Genomic DNA, 23,377 nt, shown 5'->3' with positions numbered 1-23,377 from the left:
CCGTTGTCAAAATAGCCTCGTTCCATAGCCCATCCCCCAACAGGCCAATTTCCAAACTAAGGTATGCTTCCCTATATGAGAGAATAACGCTTATTGCTGCGCATTCCTAATCCATTTTTGAGGCGGTATGAATTGATGTCTGTGCACTGAGTTTCAATACTTCAAAGCCATTTATTCTCCACTTTTATAGAATTGCTTGATAACCCCAACCCGAAGGGATCTCAGAATCCCGGTTCCTTTTTCCTCGCTCATAGCTCCTTAGGACGGGAAATGGTCTCAAGCTCTTTCGAGTGGTCTATTCGTTAGGATTGGTTGAAATCTCTTCTTCGGGTGACTTAACGTATGTAACGGAAATCTTCTTTGCAGATCGGTTATTCCCCAGAAGCCCCAGACCACCGAAGGCCACAACTTTTGCGAAAGTCTTGAACATTCGAATCTCTCCGCCATCATTTGCTTGAGATTGAACGGCATAGCCATCTGCCATCATCACTGCCATGTGTTCTTCGATCGTCTTGCGCTTGAAGTAGTACTGTTTTTTGAATGTGCCTTTGAGTTCGTAAGTAATGATTTTGACTTCAGGCAGTCCGCTTTCCTTTGCCCTTTTCTTCTTCATTACGTACCTCCCATATTATCTCGTACGCAGCTTCCCCAAAATGACCGCTAAAGACTTACTGTCCTACTTATAGCTTCTCCAATAATCTTCGCTTCTTTGAAATTCTCTTTTTCAGGATTGAGTGCAATATATATGAACTTGCCATCAAACAGCCTGCACTCTCTCAGATATAATTGTCCCTCCACTTCTATGAGCGCAATCATGCCGCTTTCCGGTTCTTTCGCTTCCGAAATGAAAACGTGCTCACCATTTCCAATTAGAGGCTCCATACTGGAATCCGCAACGACGATAACTGAAACACCCTCAAAATCGTAGACCATGTAATCAACTACCTCCATTCTTTTGGCAGGCAGTACGATCACAGGAATTTTTCTGCTCCCCTTTCCTACTAACAGGACTTCTTTCAATTTGAGATCGGCAGGAACTATCTGGAGTACTTCGCAGATTTTGTCAACGTGCACTTTCTTCACGTTCGCACCCTCTTCCCACCTCCTCACTGCACCTTCAGTTACTCCTATTGCAGCAGCAAAGCTGTTCCTGCTGTAATATTTATTCCGGTAATACTCCGCGAGTTTAGCTCCTGAAATGATCATAGAACACCCCTAAAAATGAAATCAACTAATTCGTATGAATTCTAGCATAAAGCAACGAGACGATGCAAACATCATCAAAGCGTGCTGATAATGCTAGCTACAGTGCAAAACCTGTAACGATTCGTAGTATATCGTAGTTATTCCTCCGTGCATGTTTTATTGCAAATAATGTGGTTCGGAATAACTCGTAGTGCAGGCATATACTTAATGCGAACGCAAGGAGGTATCAAATGGCTGTATTGGAGACTATTACATCATTTGCAAGGAAGAATAAGATCAATCCGAGGCTCATTCATGCTCTGGTCGAAAGATACAGGATTGAGCCCGACGCAGTTCATGAAAAGGTGAAGTTCTATCAACCAGATAGACTGCGTGAGCTCGTAAACAAAGTCGATAGCGTAATGAGGGTGATGAAATGAATCGCGTAGCCGAGAGGTCAGCGGAACTCTATCTCAAGAGGAGGAAAGAGAGTGAAGACCAAAGTCAGGTTAAGGGATCTCGAAAAAAGGGTTAGCTATTCCAAGAGAATTATGAGGTGGGCGTTTTGAGCATTGCGGGAGAGCGACAAGATCTCATTGACGAGATGGAAAATATCTTGTCAGAAATGAAGGGGGCTGATCAGGAGAAAAGAATGGAATTGGAGGAGTTGCTTAAAGAGAAATGGATCGAGCTTAAGGATTTTGACAGAGAGGTTAGGCGACTCAAAGGGTATAGATAAGGCCTCTCCGAAGAGAGACCCTTTGAGTTTCATGCTGAAAAATTATACCACAAGGAGGGTTCAAGATGAAAAGTGTTGACGTGATGTTTCTCCCGGGCGATAAGGTTTACCTTGAATGGGAGCTCGATCTGGGCTCTTTTACACCGGGAGACGTGGTGGAGACTCGAATTGGTGAATCCCAAAACACCTATATGGTTCATTTCAATAACGGAACGGCAGAATATCCGGAACACGAACTCGTTGACCATCCGGCGGCCAAGAAAAGAATCATCGCATTCTACAATGAGCAAATCGCAAGATTGGAGGGAGAGTTGTGCTAGACCACTTGCTTCCTTTAAGTGGGAGTCGAATTGATACATATCTCCGCTGCCCCAGACGGTTCTATATCGATAGGGTTTTGGGAGAGAAAGCGCCAGAGACCCCGGCGATGATTTTAGGAAAGGCTGTTCACGAGGCTTTAGAAATTTGGGTGAAGACAGGGGACAACGAGAAAGCTCTCGAAAAGATTGATTTCATTGATGACTACGAAACCGCCTTCAGGAGATTCACTTCAGGAAAGAGCCTTCTCAAGGGTTTTAACCCGAGGGCTCTGGAATTGAAATTCGGTCTTACGAAAGAGCTTAATCCTACCGGCTTCGACTCAGAGGACTGCTTCTTCCGTGGGATCATCGATTTAGTCTGCAAGAACGATTCCGGCTTTGAAGTGTATGACTACAAGTCTGGCTGGTCGAGACCCGATCCTAGACAGATCTTCGCCTATTCAATGGCTCTCAATAGGTTTGATAAAGACGTAAACAAAGCCGGCTTTATCCTGCTCGCCTCCCTCGAGGTGATTGATTTCTTTATCGGCGAGGACGAGTTGGAGGCCCAGCCCGGATTCTATTCATGGTCTATAACGAGCTTGACCAGAAGGAAACCGAAGATGACTTTCCTCAGAACTTCACGTCCTGCGGGTACTGCCCTTTCAGAAAGATGTGTTTTGACAACGGAGACGACTTCGAGGCGAAGATCAAGAACGCTTTCTTGAAGAGTGAGGCAGCTAAGGAGGTTAGGGCAGAGGCAAGAGAGATCGTAAAGAAAACAGGGGAGCCCATTCAGTTGAGTGAAGAGACGGCTTACGGACAGGTTGAAACGGTGAAGATAGACGTGGCCGGTAAGAAGGAAGAGAAGAAAGAGAATGAACTGAGGTTGATGAGGTGGCTCGTGGAAACCAACCCGGAATATATCAATATATCTTCCACAATACCTCAGGACTTGGAGATGCCGGAAGTTCTTCAACGCACCTGTGATGGTATAAAAGGAGATGAAAAGATGAAAAATATCTGTGTTTGGGTAGATGACCGCACCGCAAAAGCGTATAAGATCTGGCTGATTCAAAACGGGCTTTCAAGGCAAAGGCACCTAAACGACTTTATAAGAGAGGCGTGCGGGACCGCTAGAAGTCTCGCATTCGCTCTCGTTTGGGGAGTCGAGACTCTCGAAAACCTTTGCGAACGTTTCGAGATAACAACTGAGAAGCCGAAAGATATGAGGAAATCCCCCTGCCGCTGGAAGGCGACAAGGGAGTAACGATCTACAAGAATTACGACGGATCCATCAAGAATGAGAAAGACCTTTTCTCGTACCTTACAAAGAATTTCGAAGCCGACGAGATTAGATCAATCAGAAATGCCTGTGTAAGAAGAGGATTGATCATTAAGAAAGTCAAACAAGAAAGGGCCTCCCGAAAGGGAGGTTCATTTTTTCACGTTTAATCGCGTCATATTCAAAAGTTTTCGTCCGTCAGTATGAATTTTTACACTATTTAAGGAAAAACTTGCGAATATGCACCGGTTTTCGCCCACATTTTGATATAAGTCCGGCTGTTAACATATTTTCATTTGCGTTTCTGGAATCGGGTGGCAATAACGTTATCGGATCGAATCCGTGGTGTCGTGACTGGTCAGGAAGCGGGGACTTGAACCCCGGACCTCTGGTTCCCGAAACCAGCGTTCTACCAACTGAACTACTTCCTGTCTCGAGAATTCTATCACGTGTCGTCTTCACTTTCAAGAACGCTATTTCCCTCGATAAAGGCGCTGCCGGCTACTAAATCATCAACATAGAATACCGCAAGCTGTCCCGGTGTAACCGCCCAAACTCCTTCGGGGAAGTCTACCCTGACTCTATCGTCACCGATTAAGAATACTCTTGCAGAAACGGACCTCATCGAGCTCCGAATCTTGCACTCGCAATCAAACGCTTCAGCCGGATCAACAAACCAATTAAGATCTCTTCCGATGAGAGAGTAGGACACTAATCTCTCCCTCTGTGAGAGGACAAGCCTGTTCTTATCAGTATCGAGCCTCTTCACGTAATAGCGTCCCTCGCTCGAAATGCCGATCCCCTTGCGCTGCCCAATCGTATAGCCGAAAAGCCCGGTGTGTCTTCCCAGAAGATTACCCATTTCATCCTCAATAGGCCCCGGTTCATCCTTCACGCCACGAGACTTGAGAAAGCTTCTGTAATCCCCGTGAGGTATGAAACAAATCTCCTGAGAGTCCTTCTTTGAATGAACGGGAAGAGAAAGCCGACTGGCTTCTTGCCTCACTTCCTCTTTTGTCGTGTCGCCTAGAGGGAAGAGGATTCTCCCAAGCTTGCTCTTCCTGATTCGCGAGAGGAAATACGACTGATCCTTTGAATTATCAAGAGCTCTCGAAATGAATAACTCATTATCATGCGCGGCCAATCTCGCGTAATGGCCGGTCGCTATCTTTTCAACTCCAAACGAGCTCATTTTCTCCAGCAGCAACCCGAATTTTATCGAATCGTTGCAAACCACGCACGGATTGGGCGTCTCTCCGCTCATATACGAACAAACAAAGTATTCGAGAATCGATTCGAATTCTTCTCTTAGATCCACGATCACCAGCTCTATTCCGAGGTGTTCGGCAACGCCTTTTGCCTCTTGTACAGCCGGGTTATCGAGTGAACTGCCCGGAATAACGATCATGTGATAACCAATTACATCGTTTCCCTGTCTAATTAATCGAGCGGCCGCGACGGCACTGTCGACACCCCCACTCAATGCTATACCTAATTTCATGATAATCACCATCTCTATGTTAACAGCTGTTTTTGGCTCAAGTGTTGCTAAAGAGTATAATATCAATGGGCGATCCGCGGCGCACTCTGATTTTCGGCACCGTTTCGGCACCCGTTGATGACAACAGTCGAACTCGAAAACGGATTTTGAAAGCCCGGGCGATCGATTTTCAACTGCGGTGGTTCTATTTCGTATTGAACCCATAGCGCAAGAAGAAAGTCAGGTTCTCAGTATTGAAAGCTAATGGATATACAATCAATTCATCTTCAGTTTAAGGAGGGGTATCATGAAGAAAACATTGCTAGTAATGCTTGCTCTGGTGATTTTGGGAGGCTTTGCCTTTGGAGCAAAATACGTTGTCGGAACGAGCGCTGACTTTCCGCCTTTCGAGTCTGTGGAAAACGGGGTGTTTGTAGGCTTCGACATCGACCTAATCAAAGCTATTGCAGAAGAGATGGGCTTTGAAGTCGAGATCAGAGATATGAGCTTTGATTCACTTATTGCCGCGCTCGTGTCGGGAAACCTCGATATCGTTATCTCCGGAATGACTATTACAGATGAAAGAGAAGAGGTTGTCTCTTTCTCGAAGCCATACTGGACGGCAGATCAGAGCGTAGTCGTTCGAGAAGACAGCGAAATGAGCGTCACTGTGTTGTTTGGCAAACACAACATAGGGGTACAGACAGGTACGACCGGAGACATCTGGGTAGAGGAAAATCTTGTTGAAACGAAGATCCTCACAGGCGATTTCAAGAGGTACGACACTTACGTTCTCGCCATGACTGACCTTGTAAACAGGAATGTAGATGCGATAGTCCTGGACGCACCGGTTGCTGAAAGCTTCGCTGAGGTCAGACCAGTGAAAATCGTGGCTATAATCAAGACTTACGAGGATTACGGAATAGCAGTAAACAAGGCTAACAAGGAGCTTCTTGAGCTTATCAACGAAGGGATTTCCAGGCTCGAAGAATCCGGAAAACTGAACGAACTTAATCTAAAGCACTTCTGATTGAAGGGCGGAGGTAGCCATAGATAAACTCGGATTAATAGTCGATTCTTTGCCCGCACTTCTGAGAGGATTGTGGGTAACACTTCAAATAACGTTTCTAACTCTGGGGTTGGGCCTGATTCTGGCCCTCCCCATTTCTTTTGGTCAAGTGTACGGCAATAAATGGCTTAAGGTATTCATCGCGGTCTACGAAAAAGTTCTGCGGAGCATTCCTGAACTTGTGATCCTCTTTCTCATATTCTACGGATTTCCTAGAATTGGAATAAGATTCTCTCCCTTTGCCGCGGTCGTAATCGGGCTTGGCTTCCGATCATCTGCCTATCAGTCCCAGATCTTCAGGGGAGCTATAAACTCCGTAAGTTCTACTCAGATGAGAGCTGCGAGATCATTGGGAATGACCAATTTTAATGGATTCATCAATGTCGTACTTCCCCAGGCTGTGAGGATCGCTCTTCCACCCTGGACAAACGAGTTCACCATCGTACTGAAGGACTCCTCGCTGGCATACGCTCTAGGAGTTACAGAGCTTCTCCGTCAGGGAGGATACATTATTGCCACGAAGTATGAGCCCATGTTGATCTACCTCACAGTGGCCGCAATGTACTTCGTCGTTACGATCGTCATTAACAAGAGTTTGGGAAGCGTGGAAAAACGCCTTGCAGTACCCGGATTCGATATAAAGGAGACGGTAAGATGACCAACGATAAAGTCGTGCTAAGAGTCGAGAACCTGAAGAAATCCTTTGGCGATAATGAAGTCCTTAAGGGTGTATCTTTCGAAATGAAAGAGGGAGAGACCAAAGTGATAATCGGCCCGAGCGGAACCGGAAAGAGCACTCTCCTGGCCTGTATCAACATGCTAGTCTCTCCAAACGACGGCAGAATTTGGCTTGAAAATGAAGAGATCACTTCTGCAAAGAACATAAACAAGATTCGTCAGGAGATAGGGTTTGTGTTCCAGGATTTCGGCTTGTTCAATCATCTTACAGCTCTCAGAAATGTTATGGTCGGCCTGACAAAAGTCAAGAAGATGGAAAAGAGCGCAGCAAAGGACCTTGCAATGGAGGAGCTGAAAAGAGTTGGGCTCGAGAAGGAAGCGAAGTTGTATCCTGCTCAGCTCTCTGGCGGTCAGAAGCAGAGAGTCGGGATAGCACGTGCGCTTGCCATGCAACCGAAGATTATCCTCTTCGACGAACCGACTTCTGCACTTGATCCAGAACTGATCGGCGAGGTCCTCTCAGTCATGAAGAATCTGGCTGAAAGCGGCATGACGATGCTGGTAGTCACTCACGAAATGGGATTTGCCAGAACCGTTTCGGACGAGATCATCTTCATGGAGCACGGTCACATAGTCGAGCAGAGTTCTCCGGAAGAGATGTTCAAGAACCCCAAGAACCCTCGCACAAAGGAATTCCTCTTTAAGCTCAACGAGCTGTACGGGGAGTGAATGAATTGGAGAGAATCTGGAAGATCGTTGTCAACCACTGGCCAAAACTCCTTGAAGGGCTCGGCGTAACGCTGGAAATGACTCTTATAGCCGTGGTCATAGGCTTTGTAATTGGGGTGATTCTTGCAATCGCAAGAGTATATGGAAACAAGTTCTTCTATGCTATTTCTACGGCGATTATTGAAGTGATCAGGGGAACTCCGCTGCTTGTTCAGCTGTTTATTCTGTACTACGGCCTTCCGCCCCTTGGAATGAACCTAACGCCTTTCACCGCGGCGATAATCGGTTTCGCAATAAACAGCGGATGTTATCAAGCAGAGTATTTGCGAGGCTCTATTCAGTCCATTGCGGGGAACCAGATGAAAGCCGCAAGATCCCTTGGAATGACAAAGTGGCAGGCGATAATGCAGATTATTATGCCCCAAGCGTTTAGAAGAGTTATCCCGGCGTGGACAAATGAGTTCATATACCTCCTGAAATACACCTCTCTAGCCTATATAGTTGGAGCACCGGAACTTATGGCCCAGGCAAAGTTCATAGCTTCTAGAAACTTCCAGTTTTTCGAAGTCTATCTCGTGGTTGGCGTTATTTATCTCGTTGTGGTTCTCTTCTTCACAAAGCTTTTCAGCATACTCGAGAAGAAGGTCGAGATTCCGGGCCTTGAGTGGGTTAGATAGAGCGATTGTGGTAAGTCTTTTTCTGATGGAGACTGCCTGATGATGAAAGATCGAACATACTCTTCAATTTTGATAACTCTCTCTGGAGGTGGGTAGGTGCAAATCGATGGAGAACATTTGACACTCTCTGGTCTCTACAATGTAGCATTTGGAAATGAGTTCTGCTCAATCAATGAACTCTCTGCCAAACTCCTCGATGAAAGAAGAGAGTCTCTGGAAACGAATAGCATGAAGAAGACGATTTACGGCGTGAATACGGGATTTGGAGTTATGGCCGATCATCGGATCTCCCCGAAAGACCTGGACGCACTGCAGAGAAATATCGTTCTCTCTCACGCGGCCGGAGTGGGCGAACCACTGAAAGAAGAACATGTCAGAGCGGTAATGTTGGTTAGAGCCAATTCACTCCTGAAGGGCTATTCAGGAGTTAGAAAGTGTGTGGTTCAGAGAATTCTCGATCTCCTGAACAATGGAATCGTACCGATTGTCCCGGCAAAGGGTTCCGTTGGAGCGAGCGGCGATCTTGCCCCTTTGGCACATATAGCGATGACGCTTATTGGTGAGGGGGACTGCCTCGTTGACGGAAAGCTCGTTTCTTCCTCACAGGCTCTTGCCAGCAAATGCCTTGAACCGCTTGTTTTGAAGGCCAAAGAAGGCCTCAGCCTTCTGAATGGAACCGCCCTGATGGCCGGATTGGCCGGGTGCTCAACCTATACTGCGTCGAGGCTACTCGATCAAGCTATCCTTGTAGCTGCGATGTCCGTCGATGCGCTGATGGGCAGTACCTCTCCATTTGACGAGAGAGTTCACAAAGCAAGACCTCATCGCGGTCAGACATATGTTGCGAAAAAGCTTAGAGAGTCTCTCGAGGGAAGTGAGATAAGGACTTCTCATCTCGATTGCGATAGAGTTCAGGACGCATACACGCTCAGGACTATCCCTCAGGTTTACGGAGCGGTGAAGGATACCATCGAATACGCAGAAACCGTCCTTGAGACCGAGATCAACTCGGCGACCGATAATCCTTTGATATTCGAAAACGGGGACGCGATTTCCGGAGGCAACTTCCACGGGGAGCCCGTAGCTCTAGTGGCAGACTTCCTCTCAATAGCTCTTACAGACCTCGGTAATATGATTGAGAGAAGAATAGACAGACTCGTAAATCCAAAGCTAAATGATCTGCCCGCCTTTCTGACAAACGGAGAAGAAGGTCTCAATTCCGGATACATGATCTGGCAGTACACGGCTGCCGCACTGGCTTCAGAGAACAAGACCCTTGCGCATCCGGCCTCTGCCGACTCGATTCCCACATCCGGGTTTCAGGAAGACCATGTGAGCATGGGAGCCTGGGGAGCAAGAAAACTCTGGTCGATACTGGACAACGTTGCGACCCTTATCTCTATTGAGGCGCTTCTCGCATTCAGAGCTCTGTCGTTTCGACATCCCAAGAAGTCCGGTTCTGTTATAGAGCAGCTGTTTGAAGAGATTGCAGGCATCGTTCCCGATCACAGAGAGGATCGTTATTTTGGAACGGAGTTTTCAAGTGTAAGAGAACTTCTATTTAAGAGGGCCGGTCTATAAGTAGATTGGTTTTCATAGAAGGAACTATCGATGAAAAGTTTTAATTGCACTCTAATTCCAGAAAAAAGAGGACGATTATTCGTCCTCTCGTGGAATTCTTGGTGCCGGGGGCGGGACTTGAACCCGCACAGGCGGTATGCCCACATGAACCTGAATCATGCGTGTCTGCCAATTTCACCACCCCGGCATCGCACAAATAGTAGTTTATCATTCGCTGTGAGAGGTGTCAAGAGTCAATGAAGGAAGAGACTGCACAGTCAATTATACGTTTGTTTGCACTGGTTATCTTTGCATGTTCCTTTCCAACTATGCTTACTGCTTCGTACGATAATAGAGGAGTCGTTGCCCTCTTTCTGAACGACCCGGCATATGAAGCCAAGCTATCACCGATAGAGCGTTCGCTTGCGGAACAGGGTATCAGGTACAGGATCTTCAAGATATTCAACGATGAGCTTCCCGAAGATGAAAACGAATACGCAGGCGTTATTATTGCAGGCGGCGATTCAATGAGGAACTACATCGACTGGAACAATAAGGTCTATCAGGGCGGAGAAATAATACTGAGGGGCGAAGTCCCGATACTTGGTATTTGTCTGGGTCATCAGATAGTCTCGAGAGTGTACGGTTCCGTTCTATATTACAGTGAGGAGCGCCGCTGGCACGAAGTAAGTTTTGTGAAAGAGGACAGGGTTCTCGAGGGGTTTGACGGAAGCCTTCTCGTATGGGAGAATCATGCCTACGCCGTCGCCTCGATTCCAGATCAATTCGAACTCTTTGCCAGGGGGAACGTAACCCCTATTCAAATGATCAAACACAAAGAAAAGGAGATCTACAGCGTTCAATTTCATCCGGAAACCCAGGCAGGTTTCCTCGGTAACCCGCCAGGCTGGAAGCTCATAAAGAACTTTGCAGAACTGGCAAAGGCCACTATCGAAGACCCGCCGCTGCCGACGGATAGAAGAAGAGTATTCCCCTACTGACCTTTCGACGATTGGCAAGTCCTTAATGGTCAAATGAATTCCGTTTTGTTCGACCCGAGATTTTGCAAATGGGGAGGAGTGCGGAGAGATGGAGATAAGATAAGTCAATCCCTAATCACTCTCCGTGAGAGTTGTAAGGTATGAGTATTCAAGTGATAGATACTTTGACCTTTCAATAGAACGTACAGCGGCATATGGACGATTCAAATCTCCGTTAAGAGGTTTTCAGCCCAATACATTAAAGGCTTTGCCCACAGTATAAAAGAACCATTCAAGTCGTCGCCCATTGTTTAGGCGCTCACGAAAACGGTAAGGAGCTGGGGCTTTTGCTCTTAGAGAGAGAATGGAACGACTCTCTCCGTATCTGGGACGTCCTTGTCTGGAAGGAGTATAGACGAACAGGCGTTGGCACGGAACTTATGAATACCGCAAAAAAGAAGAAAAGGGATTGAGACGTCTAGTACTGGAAACTCAAAGCAGCAACTTTCCCGCGATCTCTTTCTACCTCAAGTATGGATTCGAGCTGAACGGGTTCGACACTGCCTGCTACACAAATAGAGATATCGATAACCAGAGTTCAGCATGGAATTCCACTATCTTCTTTAGATAGGGCGCGCGTCCTAGAGGATCTTCTCGCTTCTGGTCTTGTCTGCAATTGTCGGGATTCGTACCACCTAGCATCATTTATGTAAACCTCTCAGCAGCCCTTCATCAGCCGCTAATTATTGTCGATACGATGAATGCACAGTAGATAATCATCAGCAGAACACCTTTTGGCCTGTCAAGTCTTTTTGTTCTGAGCAGAAGCAACGGCAGAACTATGGAGAGTCCCAGTGCAAAAGAGATTTCGACAACGAGAGACCTGTGGGCCAATATAGGCGATATCGTTGCCGAAACTCCCAGAACAAGAAGCAAGTTGAAGATATTCGATCCCACCACATTTCCTATGGCGAGATCACTGCGGTTCTTCTTCCCCGCCGCAACAGTGGTTACAAGCTCCGGAAGAGACGTCCCAAAGGCAACAATAGTCGTTCCTATAACCATATCGCTGACTCCGAAAACGCGAGCTATCGACGATCCCCCGTTAACCACAAGATTACCTCCGATAATTACACCGGCCGTTCCCCCGATAGTTGCCAGCCAGGCAAGTACCGGATACTTCTCAAAGAGCTCTATGTCTCTCTTTCCTTCTACTTCAACAATGTCGGAGATCTTTCTGTCTCTCTTCGCCATTGCGAACACATACATCATAAAGATGACAAAGAAAGTAGTCAACACTATTCCGTCGCTTCGCTGAAGACCGTTGCCATTTCCAAGTATCAATGCTCCGCTTGCAACAGTGATCAATATCACAAATGGTATTTCATAGCTCATAGTTGTCTTGCTTACGCCAAGAGGCGTCAAGAAAGCCGCGACTCCGAGGATCAGCGCCATGTTGGCGATATTAGATCCGAGAACGTTACCGAGAGCGATTCCGGAGCCCTTGACGGCTGCCTGAACGCTCACCGCAAGCTCCGGTGCGGAAGTTCCTAGAGCGACAATGGTCAGTCCGATAAGCAATTCAGAAATCCCGAGATTCTTGGCAATCGCCACAGATCCATCTATAAGAAAATCGGCTCCCTTGATCAGCAGAATAAAACCTGCGGCTAGCATCAGTAGGGCTATAAACAACGGCCACACCTCCACGAAAAGCAGCGGCATCCGCCGCCGCAACAAGACCATTATATTCAGTTTCGGTGAAGGAAAGGTTCTTACTTTATGACAGCGAGTTCCTTCCCGATCATCTCGAACTTTGAAACCGCAAAATCGAGATCCTTTCTTGAGTGAGCGGCACTTATCATGACTCTTATTCTTGCCTTTCCTTTCGGGACAGTAGGAAAACCGATAGAACTTGCGAATATCCCTTCTTCAAAGAGCCTCCTGGAAAACGCTGCGGAAAGCTTCGCATCGTAGAGCATCACAGGAGTTATGGGTGTCTCGGTATGACCCGTATCAAACCCCAACGCTTTCAGCTGGTCCTTGAAGTAATCCGCGTTATTCCAGAGAGTCCTGACCAACTCATCGGATGAAGAGAGTTTCCTGACGGCCGCTATTGCCGCAGCGGTTTCGGCCGGAGAGAGGGATGAACTGAAGAGAAACGGGCGCGCCTTCTGCTTCAGGTAATCGATCAGAGTCTTCTTGCCAGCAACGAATCCTCCGACTATACCAAAGGCCTTAGAAAGAGTTCCGACTTCAATATCCACGCTTTCATGCAATCCGAAGTGGTCGACTATTCCTCTCCCGTGGCTCCCAAGGACGCCTTCGCCGTGAGCATCGTCAACCATCAGAATCGCACCGTATTTGTTCGTCTTTTCGACGATTGCAGGCAGCGGAGCAAGATCACCGTCCATCGAAAAGACGCCGTCAGTTATTACTAGCTTTCTCCTTGCCCCATCGGACTCGGCCTTTTTCAGTTGAGTCTCCAGATCATTTACATCTTTATGTTTCCATACATATCTTTTGGCCTTTGCAAGCCTTACTCCATCGATTATGCTGGCGTGGTTAAGTTCGTCAGAGAGAATCGCATCTTCTTCGGATACGATCGGGGCAATCACCGCCTGGTTTGCATTGAAACCGGATTGGACGACTAGTGTAGATTCAACTCTCTTGAAAGCCGCAAGCTCCTTTTCAAGGACATTGTGCAATTGAAGTGTCCCGGCGATCGACCTTACAGCTCCAGGCCCGACACCCCATTTTCTGACACCGTCGATCGCGGCTTCCTTAAGCTCTTCATCAAAACATAGCCCGAGATAGTTGTTTGAGCACATGTTGAGGACCTTTTTCCCCTCGATATTCAGCCAGGCGCCCTGGGGAGATTCCAGTGTTCTGATCTTCACCAGCAAACCCTTTTCTTCTAGCTCTTCCATCTCCTGCTTGAGTACATTAAAGTCAAACATCTAAACACCTCCGTAAAACCAATCAGAATTCGAGGACAACTTTTCCAGAAACTCCCTTCTTCATCGCGTCGAATCCCTCTTCGAATCTCTCGGCCGGAAGAATATGTGTGACAACCGGAGAAAGGTCGATCCTCTTGTTCTTGAGCAATTGAGTCGCCACCTGCCAGGTCTCAAACATCTTTCTTCCTGTTATGCCGTACATAGTTAAGCCCTTGAAAGTGAACAGGCCGTTTATATCAAATGACACATCACCTGGAAAGACCCCTAGCAGCGAGACAACGCCTCCGTTCGTAAGACTTCGAAGTCCCTGCTCAAAGGCGGTTGAATTGCCGGACATCTCCAGAAAAACATCTGCTCCGTTTTCTTCGGTTATCGTCCTGACTCTCGAAGGGACGTCTTCCTTTGTGGGATCGATGATTGTGTCCGCTCCCATCTTTCTTGCCAGGCCCTTTCTAAACTCTTTTATCTCCGTCACAATAACCTGTGCCGCTCCGGAAACTTTCGCCACTGCAACTGCCATAACGCCTATCGGTCCGGCACCGGTGATCAAGACATTCTTTCCAGTGAGATCCGTTACCAGCGCAGTGTGGATTGCGTTTCCAAATGGTTCCATAATCGATGCATACTCCAGAGGAATCGAAGGATCGACTTTCCACAAAACCACTTCCGGTACCCTAACATATTCTGCGAATACCCCATCTCTATGAACACCGAGGATCTCCATGTCTTTACAGATATGCATCTTCCCGGTCTTGCACTGAAGACATTTCTGGCAAGGAATATGGGTTTCCGAGACTACAGAATCCCCGACAGAAACTGATGAGACCTCTCCGCCAATGTCTACGACCTCTCCGGTAAATTCATGACCTCCTATCTGAGGCGGCCTGATTCTCTCCTGCGACCATTTGTCCCAGTCGTAAATATGAAGATCGGTCCCGCAAATGGAAGCTCGCTTGACCTTCACAAGTACGTCGTGCGGACCGAGTTCACGCGGGACCGGAACCCTTTTCAGCGTCAGGCCCGGCTCCCGCCTTTCCTTCAATATTGCAACCATAGTATCCGATTCCAACAAAATTCCCCCCTTTCATTTATTACTCTACATTCCAATTGTAAGTTAAGGTTTGGGTTTCAGAAAACTCACCGCCGGTCATCTATAACCAATTGATGATGTTGACGGCGCTCGACTTGTTTAATCCTTCTTATAGCGTACCGAATAGAAAACATGAGAGAACATGGCTTCCAGATGAAGAGGCCGGACAAAAACACAAAGGACAATAGACCGATCATTATCATAGTGAACTCTGTTCAGGGACTGTTGAAACTATTTGCCGGCAGTCTTCAAAAAAAGAGTACGGAACAATCTCTCCCAATTCTTTATCTTACTCGATTCATAACAAAAACGTTAGTGATCTGTGACTGCTTGTCTTTGGTTTCCAGATAGATAGAAACCGATTATCAGGTTTCTTCGCTCCAATTGACCAATAATGGCGTTTTTTGAGAAGAGGCCATTATTACTTCACATGGTATTATCATTTCGAGTAGTGCAGTGTTATGTTTTATTTTAATCTTAATGAGTATTACATGCCCTACTCTGTCCTGAGTTAGTGATCGGGTACCGGTTTGTGATGAAGCCCACTGCTGCAGTCTTGATTCGCACCCATTTGTTGCTCTCATTCTGCATAGTTGACAAGTCTAATATGTTAATGCTTAAGCTGTGCTTTGAGTAACTATCGATTATTCTGGGGTAGCTTCGGCTATAGACGATCATAATTGTGGAGGTGAGGCAAGTGAAGAAAATTCTCGTTCTAGCCGTAGTTCTGCTTCTGGGATTTGTTTTGTTTGCAGTTGACCCGATCGTTATTGGCGTCTTCGAACCTATGACCGGGCCTTACGCGGCCGGAGGCCAGCTTACCATGGAAGGCGTTACTCTCGCCGCCGAGCAGGTAAAAGAAGTTCTTGGCCGACCGATCGAGCTGGTTCTTGTCGACAACAAGAGTGAAAAGGTAGAAGCATCAAACGCCGTCTCAAGGCTGATCCAGTTCAACAAGGCATCGGTTATCATCGGGAGCTACGGAAGTGCCGTTGCAATACCCGGCAGTGAAGTGGCAAATGCTGCAAAGGTACCGATGATAGGATGTTCACCGACCAACCCGCTGGTAACTTTAGGGAAGCCTTATGTTTTTAGGGTCTGTTTCATTGACCCATTCCAGGGAAGCGTAATGGCGAAATTCGCTGTTGATGAACTCAACGCGAAGACGGCTGTGATCATTCAGGACATCGCTTCAGACTATTCGGTTGGACTCTCGCACTACTTCCAGAATTCCTTCAAGGCACTTACTGGAGACAACAAATCGATCAGCGGTGTCATCTCTTATCAGACGGGTGACCAGGACTTCACTGCTCAACTGGCATACGCCCAGGGTAAAAACCCAGATGTAATCTTCATACCTGCTGCTTCTTATGGAGAGGCGGCGCTCATCATTAAGCAGGCTCGTGAACTGGGAATTGAGTCTCAGTTCTTGGGCGGCGATACTTGGGAAGTCCCCGAATTCCTGCAGGTCGGCGGTGCAGCCGTCGAAGGCAGCTACTTCAGCACACACTTCGACGTAGCAGTAGCACCGACGCCAAAAGCCGCCGAGTTCATAGAAGCTTTCAAGGCCAAGTACGGAGTCGAACCGAGCGCCTTTTCCGCTCTGGGATACGATGCGTTCATGCTGGCTGTAGACGCTATTATCAGGGCGAATTCGGCTGTTCCTGAGGATATTAAGAACGCTCTGAGCGCAACTGTGAATTTCGAAGGAGTGACGGGGTACATAACAATAGACGAGAACGGCGACGCGGTTAAGGATGCGATTGTTAGAAAAGTCGAGGATGGAGTCTTCAAGTTTGTAAGTGTTGTAAAACCAGTCCAATAGATGAGGCCAAGACATTGATTTTCCAGGTATCGGAGGTATCGGACGCAGGCCAATGCCTGCGTCCTTACTAAGGGCGGCAGCTAAGCTAAAGGTGGTGGCAGGATGAGCTCTAGCGTTTTTTTGCAGCACCTTGTTAACGGAATCTCATTGGGTTTCATATTCGGACTTATAGCTATCGGCTACACTCTCGTCTATGGAGTAGTCAAGCTCGTTAACTTTGCTCACGGAGATGTATTCATGATGGCTACCTTCTTTGTCTTCTACGGCTTCACTTTGTTCATGATGCCCTGGTGGCTGGCGGTTCTGTTCGGTATAATCGCGACTATCTTGCTGGGAGTCGGGATAGAGCGTGTTGCATATAGACCATTGAGAGACGCACCAAGAATCTCATCGCTCTGTGCTGCAATAGGTATGTCCTTTCTTCTCCAGAACATTGCCACGGTTGTCTTCGGCGGAAGGCAGAAGGCCTTCTATGTGCCTCCATCACTGACCAGGACATTCATTATTGGTGGAGTCAGAATTCAGGCGATAACCATAACTACTATTGTGGTTTCAATAGTAGTACTCCTTCTGCTAACATTTCTGGTCAAGCGTACGAAAATGGGATTGGCTATGAGAGCCCTATCTGTAGACTTCGAGACAGCCAAGCTAATGGGAATAAACGTAGACAGAACAATCGCATTCACATTTGCGATAGGTTCGGCACTCGCGGCACTTAGTGCAATTCTCTGGGCTCTCAGATACCCACAGATATGGCCTTTCATGGGAGTCTTCCCTGGCTGGAGGGCCTTCACTGCAGCGATAATCGGAGGAATTGGAAGTATTGTGGGTGCTCTTGTCGGTGGATTAATGCTTGGCATGGTTACGATTCTGCTGGTCGCCTTTTTCCCCGAGGCGGCAGGTTACAGAGACGCTATAATCTTCGTTCTTCTCGTCATGATTCTTCTTGTGAAGCCAACGGGTTTGTTCGGCGAGAAGACAAGTAGGTGAGTTATATGGATCGCAGAATGAAGTTGGTCTTAACCATAGTTAGTCTTCTGATCTTCATTATGTTGCTCTGGCTTGCCGAGAACTATATCGATGCTTTCATCAAGAGAATCTTGAATGTTGCGGCTATCTACGTGATACTGGGAGTCAGTCTCAACCTTATAAACGGCTTTACCGGTCAGTTCTCTTTGGGCCACGCGGGTTTCATGGCTCTTGGCGCATACGCCTCGGCATTACTGTACATGTCGCCATCTCTAAAGGCAATGAACTTCTTCATACAACCGATAATATGGCCGTTAAGCGAAATAGAGATTCCCTTCTTCTTTGCACTACTTGTTGGCGGTGCTGTTGCGGCCATTGCGGGCTTCGCTGTTGGAGCTCCGTGCCTTCGAGTCGGAGGAGATTATCTTGCCATAGTAACCTATGGCTTTGCAGAGATAATTCGCGTAATACTCAACAACCTCCAGAGTGTTACTAACGGACCACTGGGCCTGAAAGGACTTCCCACCTATACAAATCTTTACTGGAGCTGGGGTTGGGCATTGTTCACGATCTTCTTCATAAAGAAGCTGGTGGACAGTAGCTACGGTCGAGCGCTGAAGTCAATAAGAGAGGATGAAGTTGCGGCGGAAGCAATGGGAGTGAATCTCTTCAAACACAAAACTATGGCCTTTGTCATCGGCGCTTTCTTCGCTGGAATTGGAGGCGGACTACTCGGCAGTCTGCTGATGACAATCGATCCGAATTCTTTCAACATCTCCTTGACCTTTCAAATTGTTATGATTGTCCTTCTAGGAGGGCTTGGAAGCATAACCGGAAGTGTTGTGATGGGCATTTCGGTTGCCTTCTTGATGGAACTGCTCAGGTTCGTGGAATCGCCCATGACGATATTTGGCTTCACGATACCCGGGATTTCCGGCATGAGGATGCTGATCTTTGCTCTGATCCTCGTAATTACTGTGATCTTCTTCAGAAGAGGCCTTTTTGGCCACAAAGAGTTCACATGGGAATGGATATTCAGATCAAGAGGGAGGAATGCAGATGAGTCTGCTTAAACTTGAACAAGTAACTAAGAGATTCGGCGGACTCACTGCGGTCTCGGATTTCAATCTCGATCTTCAGGAGGGAGAGCTGGTAGGACTTATAGGACCTAATGGAGCCGGCAAGACAACTGTGTTCAATCTAATAACAAATACATATTACGTAAGCGAAGGCAGGATTCTCCTCGACGGAAAAGACATCACCGGAATGAAGACAGATAGAATCACCGCAGCCGGTATCGCTAGAACATTCCAAAACATCCGCCTCTTCGGAGAGCTGACAGTTCTGGAGAATGTGCTTACGGCCTGCCACCTGCGCCTGAAGTCCTCTGTTATTTCTGCCGTCTTTGGGCTGCCGGGATACAGGAGTGAAGAAGTGCAGATGCGCGGCAAGGCAAGAGCCCTGCTCAAGACACTTGGCCTAGACAAGTATGAGCGAGACCTGGCCGGATCTCTTCCCTACGGCCTTCAGAGAAAACTCGAAATTGCCAGAGCTCTAGCGACGCAACCGAGAGTGTTATTGCTGGACGAGCCGGCCGCGGGGATGAACCCGGAAGAGACGCTTGCCCTGGCGGCTCTGATCCTTAGAATTCGAAAGGACTTTCAGCAGACGATTCTGTTGATTGAACACGACATGAGCCTTGTCATGACCATATGCGAGCGGATTATCGTCCTTGATCACGGCGTCACAATCGCAAAGGGACTTCCAGAGGAAATTCAGAACAATCCTGATGTAATAACCGCCTATCTCGGAACGGGTGATTTGTATGCTTAGGGTAGAGAACTTAAACGTGTATTACGGAGGCATCCATGCTCTGAAGGGAATCTCTTTCAACGTTGAGGAAGGGAAGATCGTCGCGCTTATCGGTGCGAACGGGGCCGGAAAATCGACAACTCTGAGAAGCATCTGCGGCCTCAAGAAAGTGAAAGATGGCGAGATAGTCTTCAAGTCAAGGAGTATTACAAACAAGTCCACAAATGAAATCGTGAGGGCAGGAATGACTCTGGTCCCTGAGGGAAGAAGAATCTTTCCGAACCTCACGGTGATCGAGAACCTTATGCTTGGGGCATTTCTAAGAAAAGACTCTGAAGGAATCGAAAGGGATCTTGAATGGGTGAACACTCTCTTTCCAATACTGAGAGAGAGAAAGGATCAAAAGGGCGGAACTCTCTCGGGTGGTGAGCAGCAGATGCTTGCCATAGGCAGGGCGCTGATGTCTAGACCGGATCTTCTTATGCTCGATGAGCCATCGCTTGGACTCGCTCCAGTAATAGTCGGCGAAGTATTCAAGGTAATTCGAAAAGTTCACGAAGAGGGTAAGACGATTCTCCTGATCGAGCAGAATGCCCTCGGTGCACTGAAGCTGGCCGATTATGCCTACGTACTTGAAACGGGGCGGGTCGTCCTTGAAGGGAAAGGAGAGGAACTGCTTAACAACGACCTTGTGAAAAAATCATACCTTGGAGGTTAGTAAAGCTTGTGTTCGACAACTAACACTCTTTCGGAAGATGTTCGGCATACGATCAGCTGTGAGAGATCGATTAGATAACCCGAGGAAACGAAATGCTAGTAGCCGAGCTGAAGTTTAGAAGCGAGAAACTAACAACAGCTGCTTAAGAACAAGGGAGTCCTTTATCAGGAGATCGCATACAGAGCACAGATGACTTTGGGCCGCATTCCAGCCAACCCGTATTCACCGCCGAGCTCTTCTCGCTTTCTCAAAACGGACAGTAAGTGAGTATCGCCATTTCTAGAACTCAACGCAACATCAATGCCTTGAATTCATCTTCCCGGGCAACTGGCCGCATCATAGGCGAAAACCTTCACTGCCTCGTGAAATTCTCCTTATCCCGACTTTGCAAGCGGGAAGCCTGCCGTGCTAAGCGGATCTTGAAACACAATAAGCATTTGAATTTCTTGAATAAGGAGTCAATATTTGGAAAGTTGCCGCTCTGGAATGTAATTTCTGAAAAGTTCCTTGACTTCTGAGAGAGAGTTGCACTTCATGTATTCACTTCTGAGATTCGATGCATGCCTTATGTTCCGTGTGTAACCGGCAAATGATTTCCTAAGATCTCTGACGGCTTGTTCTTCACCAACCGCCTCGGCAAGCCTTCCGAAGTGTATAAGAAAGTAATTGAGTCTTTCGGGAAGCGTGAGATTATCGTATGAGCCAAACTCAATGAGGTCTCTCGCCTGTCTGAAGATCCAGGGATTGCCGATCGCTCCTCTCGCAACGACAACGCCATCTACCGAATACTGTCTCAAAGCCCTTGCGATCGCCTCAGGGCTATACATATCGCCAGAACCGTAAGAGAGAATGCCTTCCGAATGAAGAATCTGGGTGATACGCTCGATCTCTTCCCAATTCGCTGCCCCCGAATAGCCTTGCGATACGGTTCTGCCGTGAATGAAGACCGCTTTGGGTTTTGCTTTCAATATCGGGTAGATGATCTCTTCCGTTTCGATGTTTTCGATGCCGAGTCTTATCTTGACTGAAACAGGAATATCGACCGTCTCTTTCAGGGCGACAATCATCTCAGCGATTTTTTCAGGTGTTCTTAGCAAGGCGCTCCCTGCCCCTCTTCTCGTTACTTTTCTTACAGGACAGCCGGCGTTAATATCGATCCAGGTCGCTATGCCGTTAAGCCGGGCGGCTGCCTTCGCCATTCTCGATACGCATGAACCAAAGAGCTGTATTCTCGTAGGGGCTGACGGGATTATCTCGTCTGTTTTTCCCGATCCCCTTAGGACACCTTCTACGCTAATCATCTCACTGAAAACAAAATCCGCTCCACATTCGAGCGAAAGCTGCCTCATTACCTCATCTGTATATCCAGCCATGGGAGAGAGCCCGATTTGCTTATCCATAGTAAGTCGTTACCTCGTCCAGTATTGAATCGGGAACCAACCCTTCAATCGACTTGCCTTCCACAATCTTCTTCCGAATCTCAGTCGACGATAAGTCGAAACGAGGTGCGTCCAGCCAGACAACTTTCTCGACGGAGGGCAAGTCCACACTGCCTTCACTTCTCGGATAAACCACTATTGTCGCTTCGTTCAGTAGAGCTTTGTATTCATACCAACTCTCCAGAGTAACTAAGCTGTCCTCGCCGATAACGAGAAACGGTTTGCAGCCGTGAACCTCTGCGAAGTGCCTGACCGTGAAGAGTGAATAAGAGATTCCTCCCCTTTCTCTTTCATAATCAGACACACACGCTTGCTCGACTTCACAGAAAACCTTCTTGAGCCAAGATCTTCTCAGGTCGTATGGTGCAACCGTACTGGAAACTTTGTGAGGAGGAATGTACGCTGGAATAACATAAAGCTTCTCAAGCCGTAGTTTCTCGATCGCCCGGGTCGCTACAGCCACATGTCCCATATGAACCGGGTCGAAAGAACCTCCGAAGATGCCTATCTTAATCTTTGAACACATATTCTTTGTCATCAATAACTACAGTGTCTCCTTCCTCAATCCCCGCATTCCTAAGTTTTGAAGAGAGTCCTCCCTTTTCCAGCTTGTCCATTATGAAACGGTCCCTGTATTTGAAAGCTCTGATTTTTCTCGTGTAGAAATCAACGGCCGGTCCAAGAACAACATATCTGCCTTCAGAATCTTTCTCAACTCTGAAGTCTTCCGGATAGGGAGCGGTAAGCACAACCGGTTCGACCTGGGGCAAAGGAAGCTCTTCTTCAACCTTCATCGACGACAAGTAGGAATGATCGCTTTCAACGTTTTTCCAGATCGTCTCTTTCAACGCATTGACTCCCTCGCGAGTAGCAGCCGAGATTGGAATAATATCTTTGCCGATCTTCTTCCTGAATATCTCCAGCTTGTTTTCACGTTCTTCTTGAGGAAGAAGATCGCACTTGTTTGCAACTACTATCTCGGGCTTATCGGCCAGCTCCTTCTTGTAGAATTCAAGCTCGTAACGAATATCGTCATAATCCTGAAGGAAGTCTCTTCCCTCGCTCTCAGAGATGTCCAGGAGATGAACTATAGTCTTGCATCTCTCTATGTGCCTCAAAAAGCTGTGGCCGAGACCGACACCCTGATGTGCTCCTTTGATTAAACCCGGAACGTCTGCCACTATGTATCCCTGTTCGTCATTCGCCATAACAACTCCGAGATTGGGCGAGAGGGTTGTGAAGTGATAATTTGCTATCTTCGGTCTAGCATTCGACATAACGGAAATGAGCGTCGATTTTCCGACGTTTGGGAACCCGACCAGTGCAACATCGGCCAGAATCTTCAGCTCCAGCCGAACAAAGAGTTCCTCGCCGGGCTCTCCATTTTCTGCTGCCTTGGGCGCCTGATTCGTTGAAGAGACGAACCTCGCATTGCCCCTTCCACCCTTTCCGCCTCTGGCAATCGCAACGATTTGACCGGGATTGCAAAGGTCGGCAATGATCTCTCCACTCTCCGCGTCATATGCAATCGTCCCAACGGGCACTCTTATAACCAGATCCTTTCCCTTCTTTCCGGCCATATTTGAACCGTGACCGCTCTCCCCGCTTTGAGCGATGAATTTCTTCTTGCGTTTGAATTCATAGAGCGTGTTTATTGAATTGGTCGATCTGAGAAAGACATGGCCACCCCTGCCGCCATCGCCGCCGTCAGGACCTCCAAAGGGTATGTACTTCTCTCTTCTGAAGGAAACTGAACCATTTCCTCCATCTCCTGCCTTAACGTATATGCGCCCCGTGTCAACGAGACTTTCCTGATCGTTAGCTAGCACTGGAACACCTCCGCCGTATCTCCATTATGTTATAATAACATTGTTATTGAAAGGAGG

General features: G+C 47.5%; 26 protein-coding genes and 2 tRNA genes. 17 read left to right on the top strand and 11 right to left on the bottom strand.

Annotated features, from left to right (window positions below):
* Positions 1-295: 295 nt before the first annotated feature.
* Both V512_RS14330 and V512_RS14325 read right to left on the bottom strand, forming a co-directional pair.
* Entirely contained in the window at positions 296-613 is a 318-nt protein-coding gene (locus V512_RS14330) for a hypothetical protein (protein ID WP_099831119.1), read from the bottom strand.
* Between the two features lie 47 nt (positions 614-660).
* Positions 661-1,206, bottom strand: coding sequence for a S24 family peptidase (locus V512_RS14325; RefSeq protein ID WP_099831118.1), 546 nt, complete (start codon positions 1,204-1,206; stop codon positions 661-663).
* 230 nt (positions 1,207-1,436) lie between these two features.
* Here V512_RS14325 and V512_RS14320 point away from each other — a divergent pair, with 230 nt between their 5' ends.
* From V512_RS14320 to V512_RS14305, 5 genes are all read left to right on the top strand, one after another.
* A complete protein-coding gene (locus tag V512_RS14320; RefSeq protein WP_099831117.1) occupies positions 1,437-1,625 on the top strand; it encodes a hypothetical protein in 189 nt (62 codons plus the stop codon).
* Positions 1,626-1,750: 125 nt separating this feature from the next.
* Positions 1,751-1,924 (top strand): hypothetical protein, encoded by a 174-nt coding sequence (locus V512_RS14670; protein WP_165775410.1) that lies wholly within the window; start codon positions 1,751-1,753, stop codon positions 1,922-1,924.
* A gap of 65 nt (positions 1,925-1,989) precedes the next feature.
* Positions 1,990-2,244: a hypothetical protein gene (locus tag V512_RS14315; protein ID WP_099831116.1), complete on the top strand. Its 255-nt coding sequence runs from the start codon at positions 1,990-1,992 to the stop codon at positions 2,242-2,244.
* Positions 2,238-2,951 carry a PD-(D/E)XK nuclease family protein gene (locus V512_RS14310; protein WP_165775409.1) on the top strand — a complete coding sequence of 238 codons (714 nt, stop codon included), beginning with the start codon at positions 2,238-2,240 and terminating at the stop codon, positions 2,949-2,951. Before V512_RS14315 ends, V512_RS14310 begins: the two co-directional genes overlap by 7 nt.
* Positions 2,948-3,493 carry a hypothetical protein gene (locus tag V512_RS14305; protein ID WP_099831114.1) on the top strand — a complete coding sequence of 182 codons (546 nt, stop codon included), beginning with the start codon at positions 2,948-2,950 and terminating at the stop codon, positions 3,491-3,493. The genes V512_RS14310 and V512_RS14305 overlap by 4 nt, the downstream gene beginning before the upstream one ends.
* Before the next feature lie 370 nt (positions 3,494-3,863).
* Here the strand turns inward: V512_RS14305 and V512_RS14300 are convergent.
* Positions 3,864-3,939, bottom strand: a tRNA-Pro gene (locus V512_RS14300).
* 14 nt (positions 3,940-3,953) lie between these two features.
* Positions 3,954-5,009 carry a tRNA 2-thiouridine(34) synthase MnmA gene (mnmA, locus tag V512_RS14295; protein ID WP_243392464.1) on the bottom strand — a complete coding sequence of 352 codons (1,056 nt, stop codon included), beginning with the start codon at positions 5,007-5,009 and terminating at the stop codon, positions 3,954-3,956.
* Positions 5,010-5,295: 286 nt separating this feature from the next.
* Here mnmA and V512_RS14290 point away from each other — a divergent pair, with 286 nt between their 5' ends.
* From V512_RS14290 to hutH, 5 genes are all read left to right on the top strand, one after another.
* On the top strand, positions 5,296-6,018 hold the full coding sequence (locus V512_RS14290; RefSeq protein WP_099831113.1) for a basic amino acid ABC transporter substrate-binding protein: 723 nt from the start codon (positions 5,296-5,298) through the stop codon (positions 6,016-6,018).
* A gap of 49 nt (positions 6,019-6,067) precedes the next feature.
* Positions 6,068-6,715, top strand: a complete 648-nt coding sequence (locus V512_RS14285; protein WP_099831112.1) for an amino acid ABC transporter permease — start codon at positions 6,068-6,070, stop codon at positions 6,713-6,715.
* Positions 6,712-7,464, top strand: coding sequence for an amino acid ABC transporter ATP-binding protein (locus V512_RS14280; RefSeq protein WP_099831111.1), 753 nt, complete (start codon positions 6,712-6,714; stop codon positions 7,462-7,464). The genes V512_RS14285 and V512_RS14280 overlap by 4 nt, the downstream gene beginning before the upstream one ends.
* 5 nt (positions 7,465-7,469) lie before the next feature.
* On the top strand, positions 7,470-8,141 hold the full coding sequence (locus V512_RS14275) for an amino acid ABC transporter permease (protein ID WP_300980089.1): 672 nt from the start codon (positions 7,470-7,472) through the stop codon (positions 8,139-8,141).
* Positions 8,142-8,237: 96 nt separating this feature from the next.
* Positions 8,238-9,722, top strand: a complete 1,485-nt coding sequence (hutH, locus tag V512_RS14270; RefSeq protein ID WP_099831110.1) for a histidine ammonia-lyase — start codon at positions 8,238-8,240, stop codon at positions 9,720-9,722.
* Positions 9,723-9,821: 99 nt separating this feature from the next.
* Here hutH and V512_RS14265 read toward each other — a convergent pair.
* Positions 9,822-9,909: transfer RNA gene (locus V512_RS14265), tRNA-Leu, on the bottom strand.
* Between the two features lie 49 nt (positions 9,910-9,958).
* Between V512_RS14265 and V512_RS14260 the strand changes: the two genes are divergently transcribed.
* Both V512_RS14260 and V512_RS15235 read left to right on the top strand, forming a co-directional pair.
* Complete coding sequence (locus V512_RS14260) at positions 9,959-10,702, top strand: gamma-glutamyl-gamma-aminobutyrate hydrolase family protein (RefSeq protein WP_099831109.1); 744 nt, start codon at positions 9,959-9,961, stop codon at positions 10,700-10,702.
* Positions 10,703-11,028: 326 nt separating this feature from the next.
* Positions 11,029-11,154, top strand: coding sequence for a GNAT family N-acetyltransferase (locus V512_RS15235; RefSeq protein ID WP_243392462.1), 126 nt, complete (start codon positions 11,029-11,031; stop codon positions 11,152-11,154).
* Between the two features lie 259 nt (positions 11,155-11,413).
* On the opposite strand, the gene V512_RS14250 is transcribed toward V512_RS15235, so the two are convergent.
* The 3 genes from V512_RS14250 to tdh all read right to left on the bottom strand — a co-directional run bounded on the left by V512_RS14250 (position 11,414) and on the right by tdh (position 14,692).
* The gene (locus V512_RS14250; RefSeq protein ID WP_243392467.1) at positions 11,414-12,382 is read right to left on the bottom strand and encodes a calcium/sodium antiporter; all 969 of its coding nucleotides are present in this window, start codon (positions 12,380-12,382) and stop codon (positions 11,414-11,416) included.
* A gap of 71 nt (positions 12,383-12,453) precedes the next feature.
* Complete coding sequence (locus tag V512_RS14245; RefSeq protein WP_099831107.1) at positions 12,454-13,638, bottom strand: glycine C-acetyltransferase; 1,185 nt, start codon at positions 13,636-13,638, stop codon at positions 12,454-12,456.
* Positions 13,639-13,660: 22 nt separating this feature from the next.
* A complete protein-coding gene (gene tdh / locus V512_RS14240; protein WP_165775416.1) occupies positions 13,661-14,692 on the bottom strand; it encodes an L-threonine 3-dehydrogenase in 1,032 nt (343 codons plus the stop codon).
* Positions 14,693-15,425: 733 nt separating this feature from the next.
* On the opposite strand from tdh, the gene V512_RS14235 reads away from it, so the two are divergent.
* From V512_RS14235 to V512_RS14215, 5 genes are all read left to right on the top strand, one after another.
* Positions 15,426-16,553 carry an ABC transporter substrate-binding protein gene (locus V512_RS14235; RefSeq protein WP_099831105.1) on the top strand — a complete coding sequence of 376 codons (1,128 nt, stop codon included), beginning with the start codon at positions 15,426-15,428 and terminating at the stop codon, positions 16,551-16,553.
* Between the two features lie 102 nt (positions 16,554-16,655).
* Positions 16,656-17,543, top strand: coding sequence for a branched-chain amino acid ABC transporter permease (locus V512_RS14230; RefSeq protein WP_099831104.1), 888 nt, complete (start codon positions 16,656-16,658; stop codon positions 17,541-17,543).
* A gap of 5 nt (positions 17,544-17,548) precedes the next feature.
* Positions 17,549-18,595 (top strand): branched-chain amino acid ABC transporter permease, encoded by a 1,047-nt coding sequence (locus V512_RS14225; RefSeq protein ID WP_099831103.1) that lies wholly within the window; start codon positions 17,549-17,551, stop codon positions 18,593-18,595.
* Positions 18,582-19,355 (top strand): ABC transporter ATP-binding protein, encoded by a 774-nt coding sequence (locus tag V512_RS14220; protein WP_099831102.1) that lies wholly within the window; start codon positions 18,582-18,584, stop codon positions 19,353-19,355. Before V512_RS14225 ends, V512_RS14220 begins: the two co-directional genes overlap by 14 nt.
* A complete protein-coding gene (locus tag V512_RS14215) occupies positions 19,348-20,052 on the top strand; it encodes an ABC transporter ATP-binding protein (protein WP_099831101.1) in 705 nt (234 codons plus the stop codon). Before V512_RS14220 ends, V512_RS14215 begins: the two co-directional genes overlap by 8 nt.
* Positions 20,053-20,510: 458 nt before the next feature.
* Here the strand turns inward: V512_RS14215 and V512_RS14210 are convergent, their stop codons facing one another.
* The 3 genes from V512_RS14210 to obgE are packed head-to-tail and all read right to left on the bottom strand — an operon-like array spanning position 20,511 to position 23,320.
* Positions 20,511-21,452 (bottom strand): tRNA-dihydrouridine synthase, encoded by a 942-nt coding sequence (locus tag V512_RS14210; RefSeq protein WP_099831100.1) that lies wholly within the window; start codon positions 21,450-21,452, stop codon positions 20,511-20,513.
* Positions 21,445-22,029: a nicotinate (nicotinamide) nucleotide adenylyltransferase gene (gene nadD / locus V512_RS14205; protein ID WP_099831099.1), complete on the bottom strand. Its 585-nt coding sequence runs from the start codon at positions 22,027-22,029 to the stop codon at positions 21,445-21,447. The genes V512_RS14210 and nadD overlap by 8 nt, the downstream gene beginning before the upstream one ends.
* Positions 22,001-23,320, bottom strand: coding sequence for a GTPase ObgE (gene obgE, locus V512_RS14200; protein ID WP_099831098.1), 1,320 nt, complete (start codon positions 23,318-23,320; stop codon positions 22,001-22,003). Before obgE ends, nadD begins: the two co-directional genes overlap by 29 nt.
* Between the last annotated feature and the right edge of the window lie 57 nt (positions 23,321-23,377).

This window comes from Mesotoga sp. Brook.08.105.5.1 (assembly GCF_002752635.1).
GTDB lineage: Bacteria > Thermotogota > Thermotogae > Petrotogales > Kosmotogaceae > Mesotoga.
Note: the sequence above shows the minus strand (reverse complement) of the source record. Positions and strands in the feature narration are given on the sequence as shown.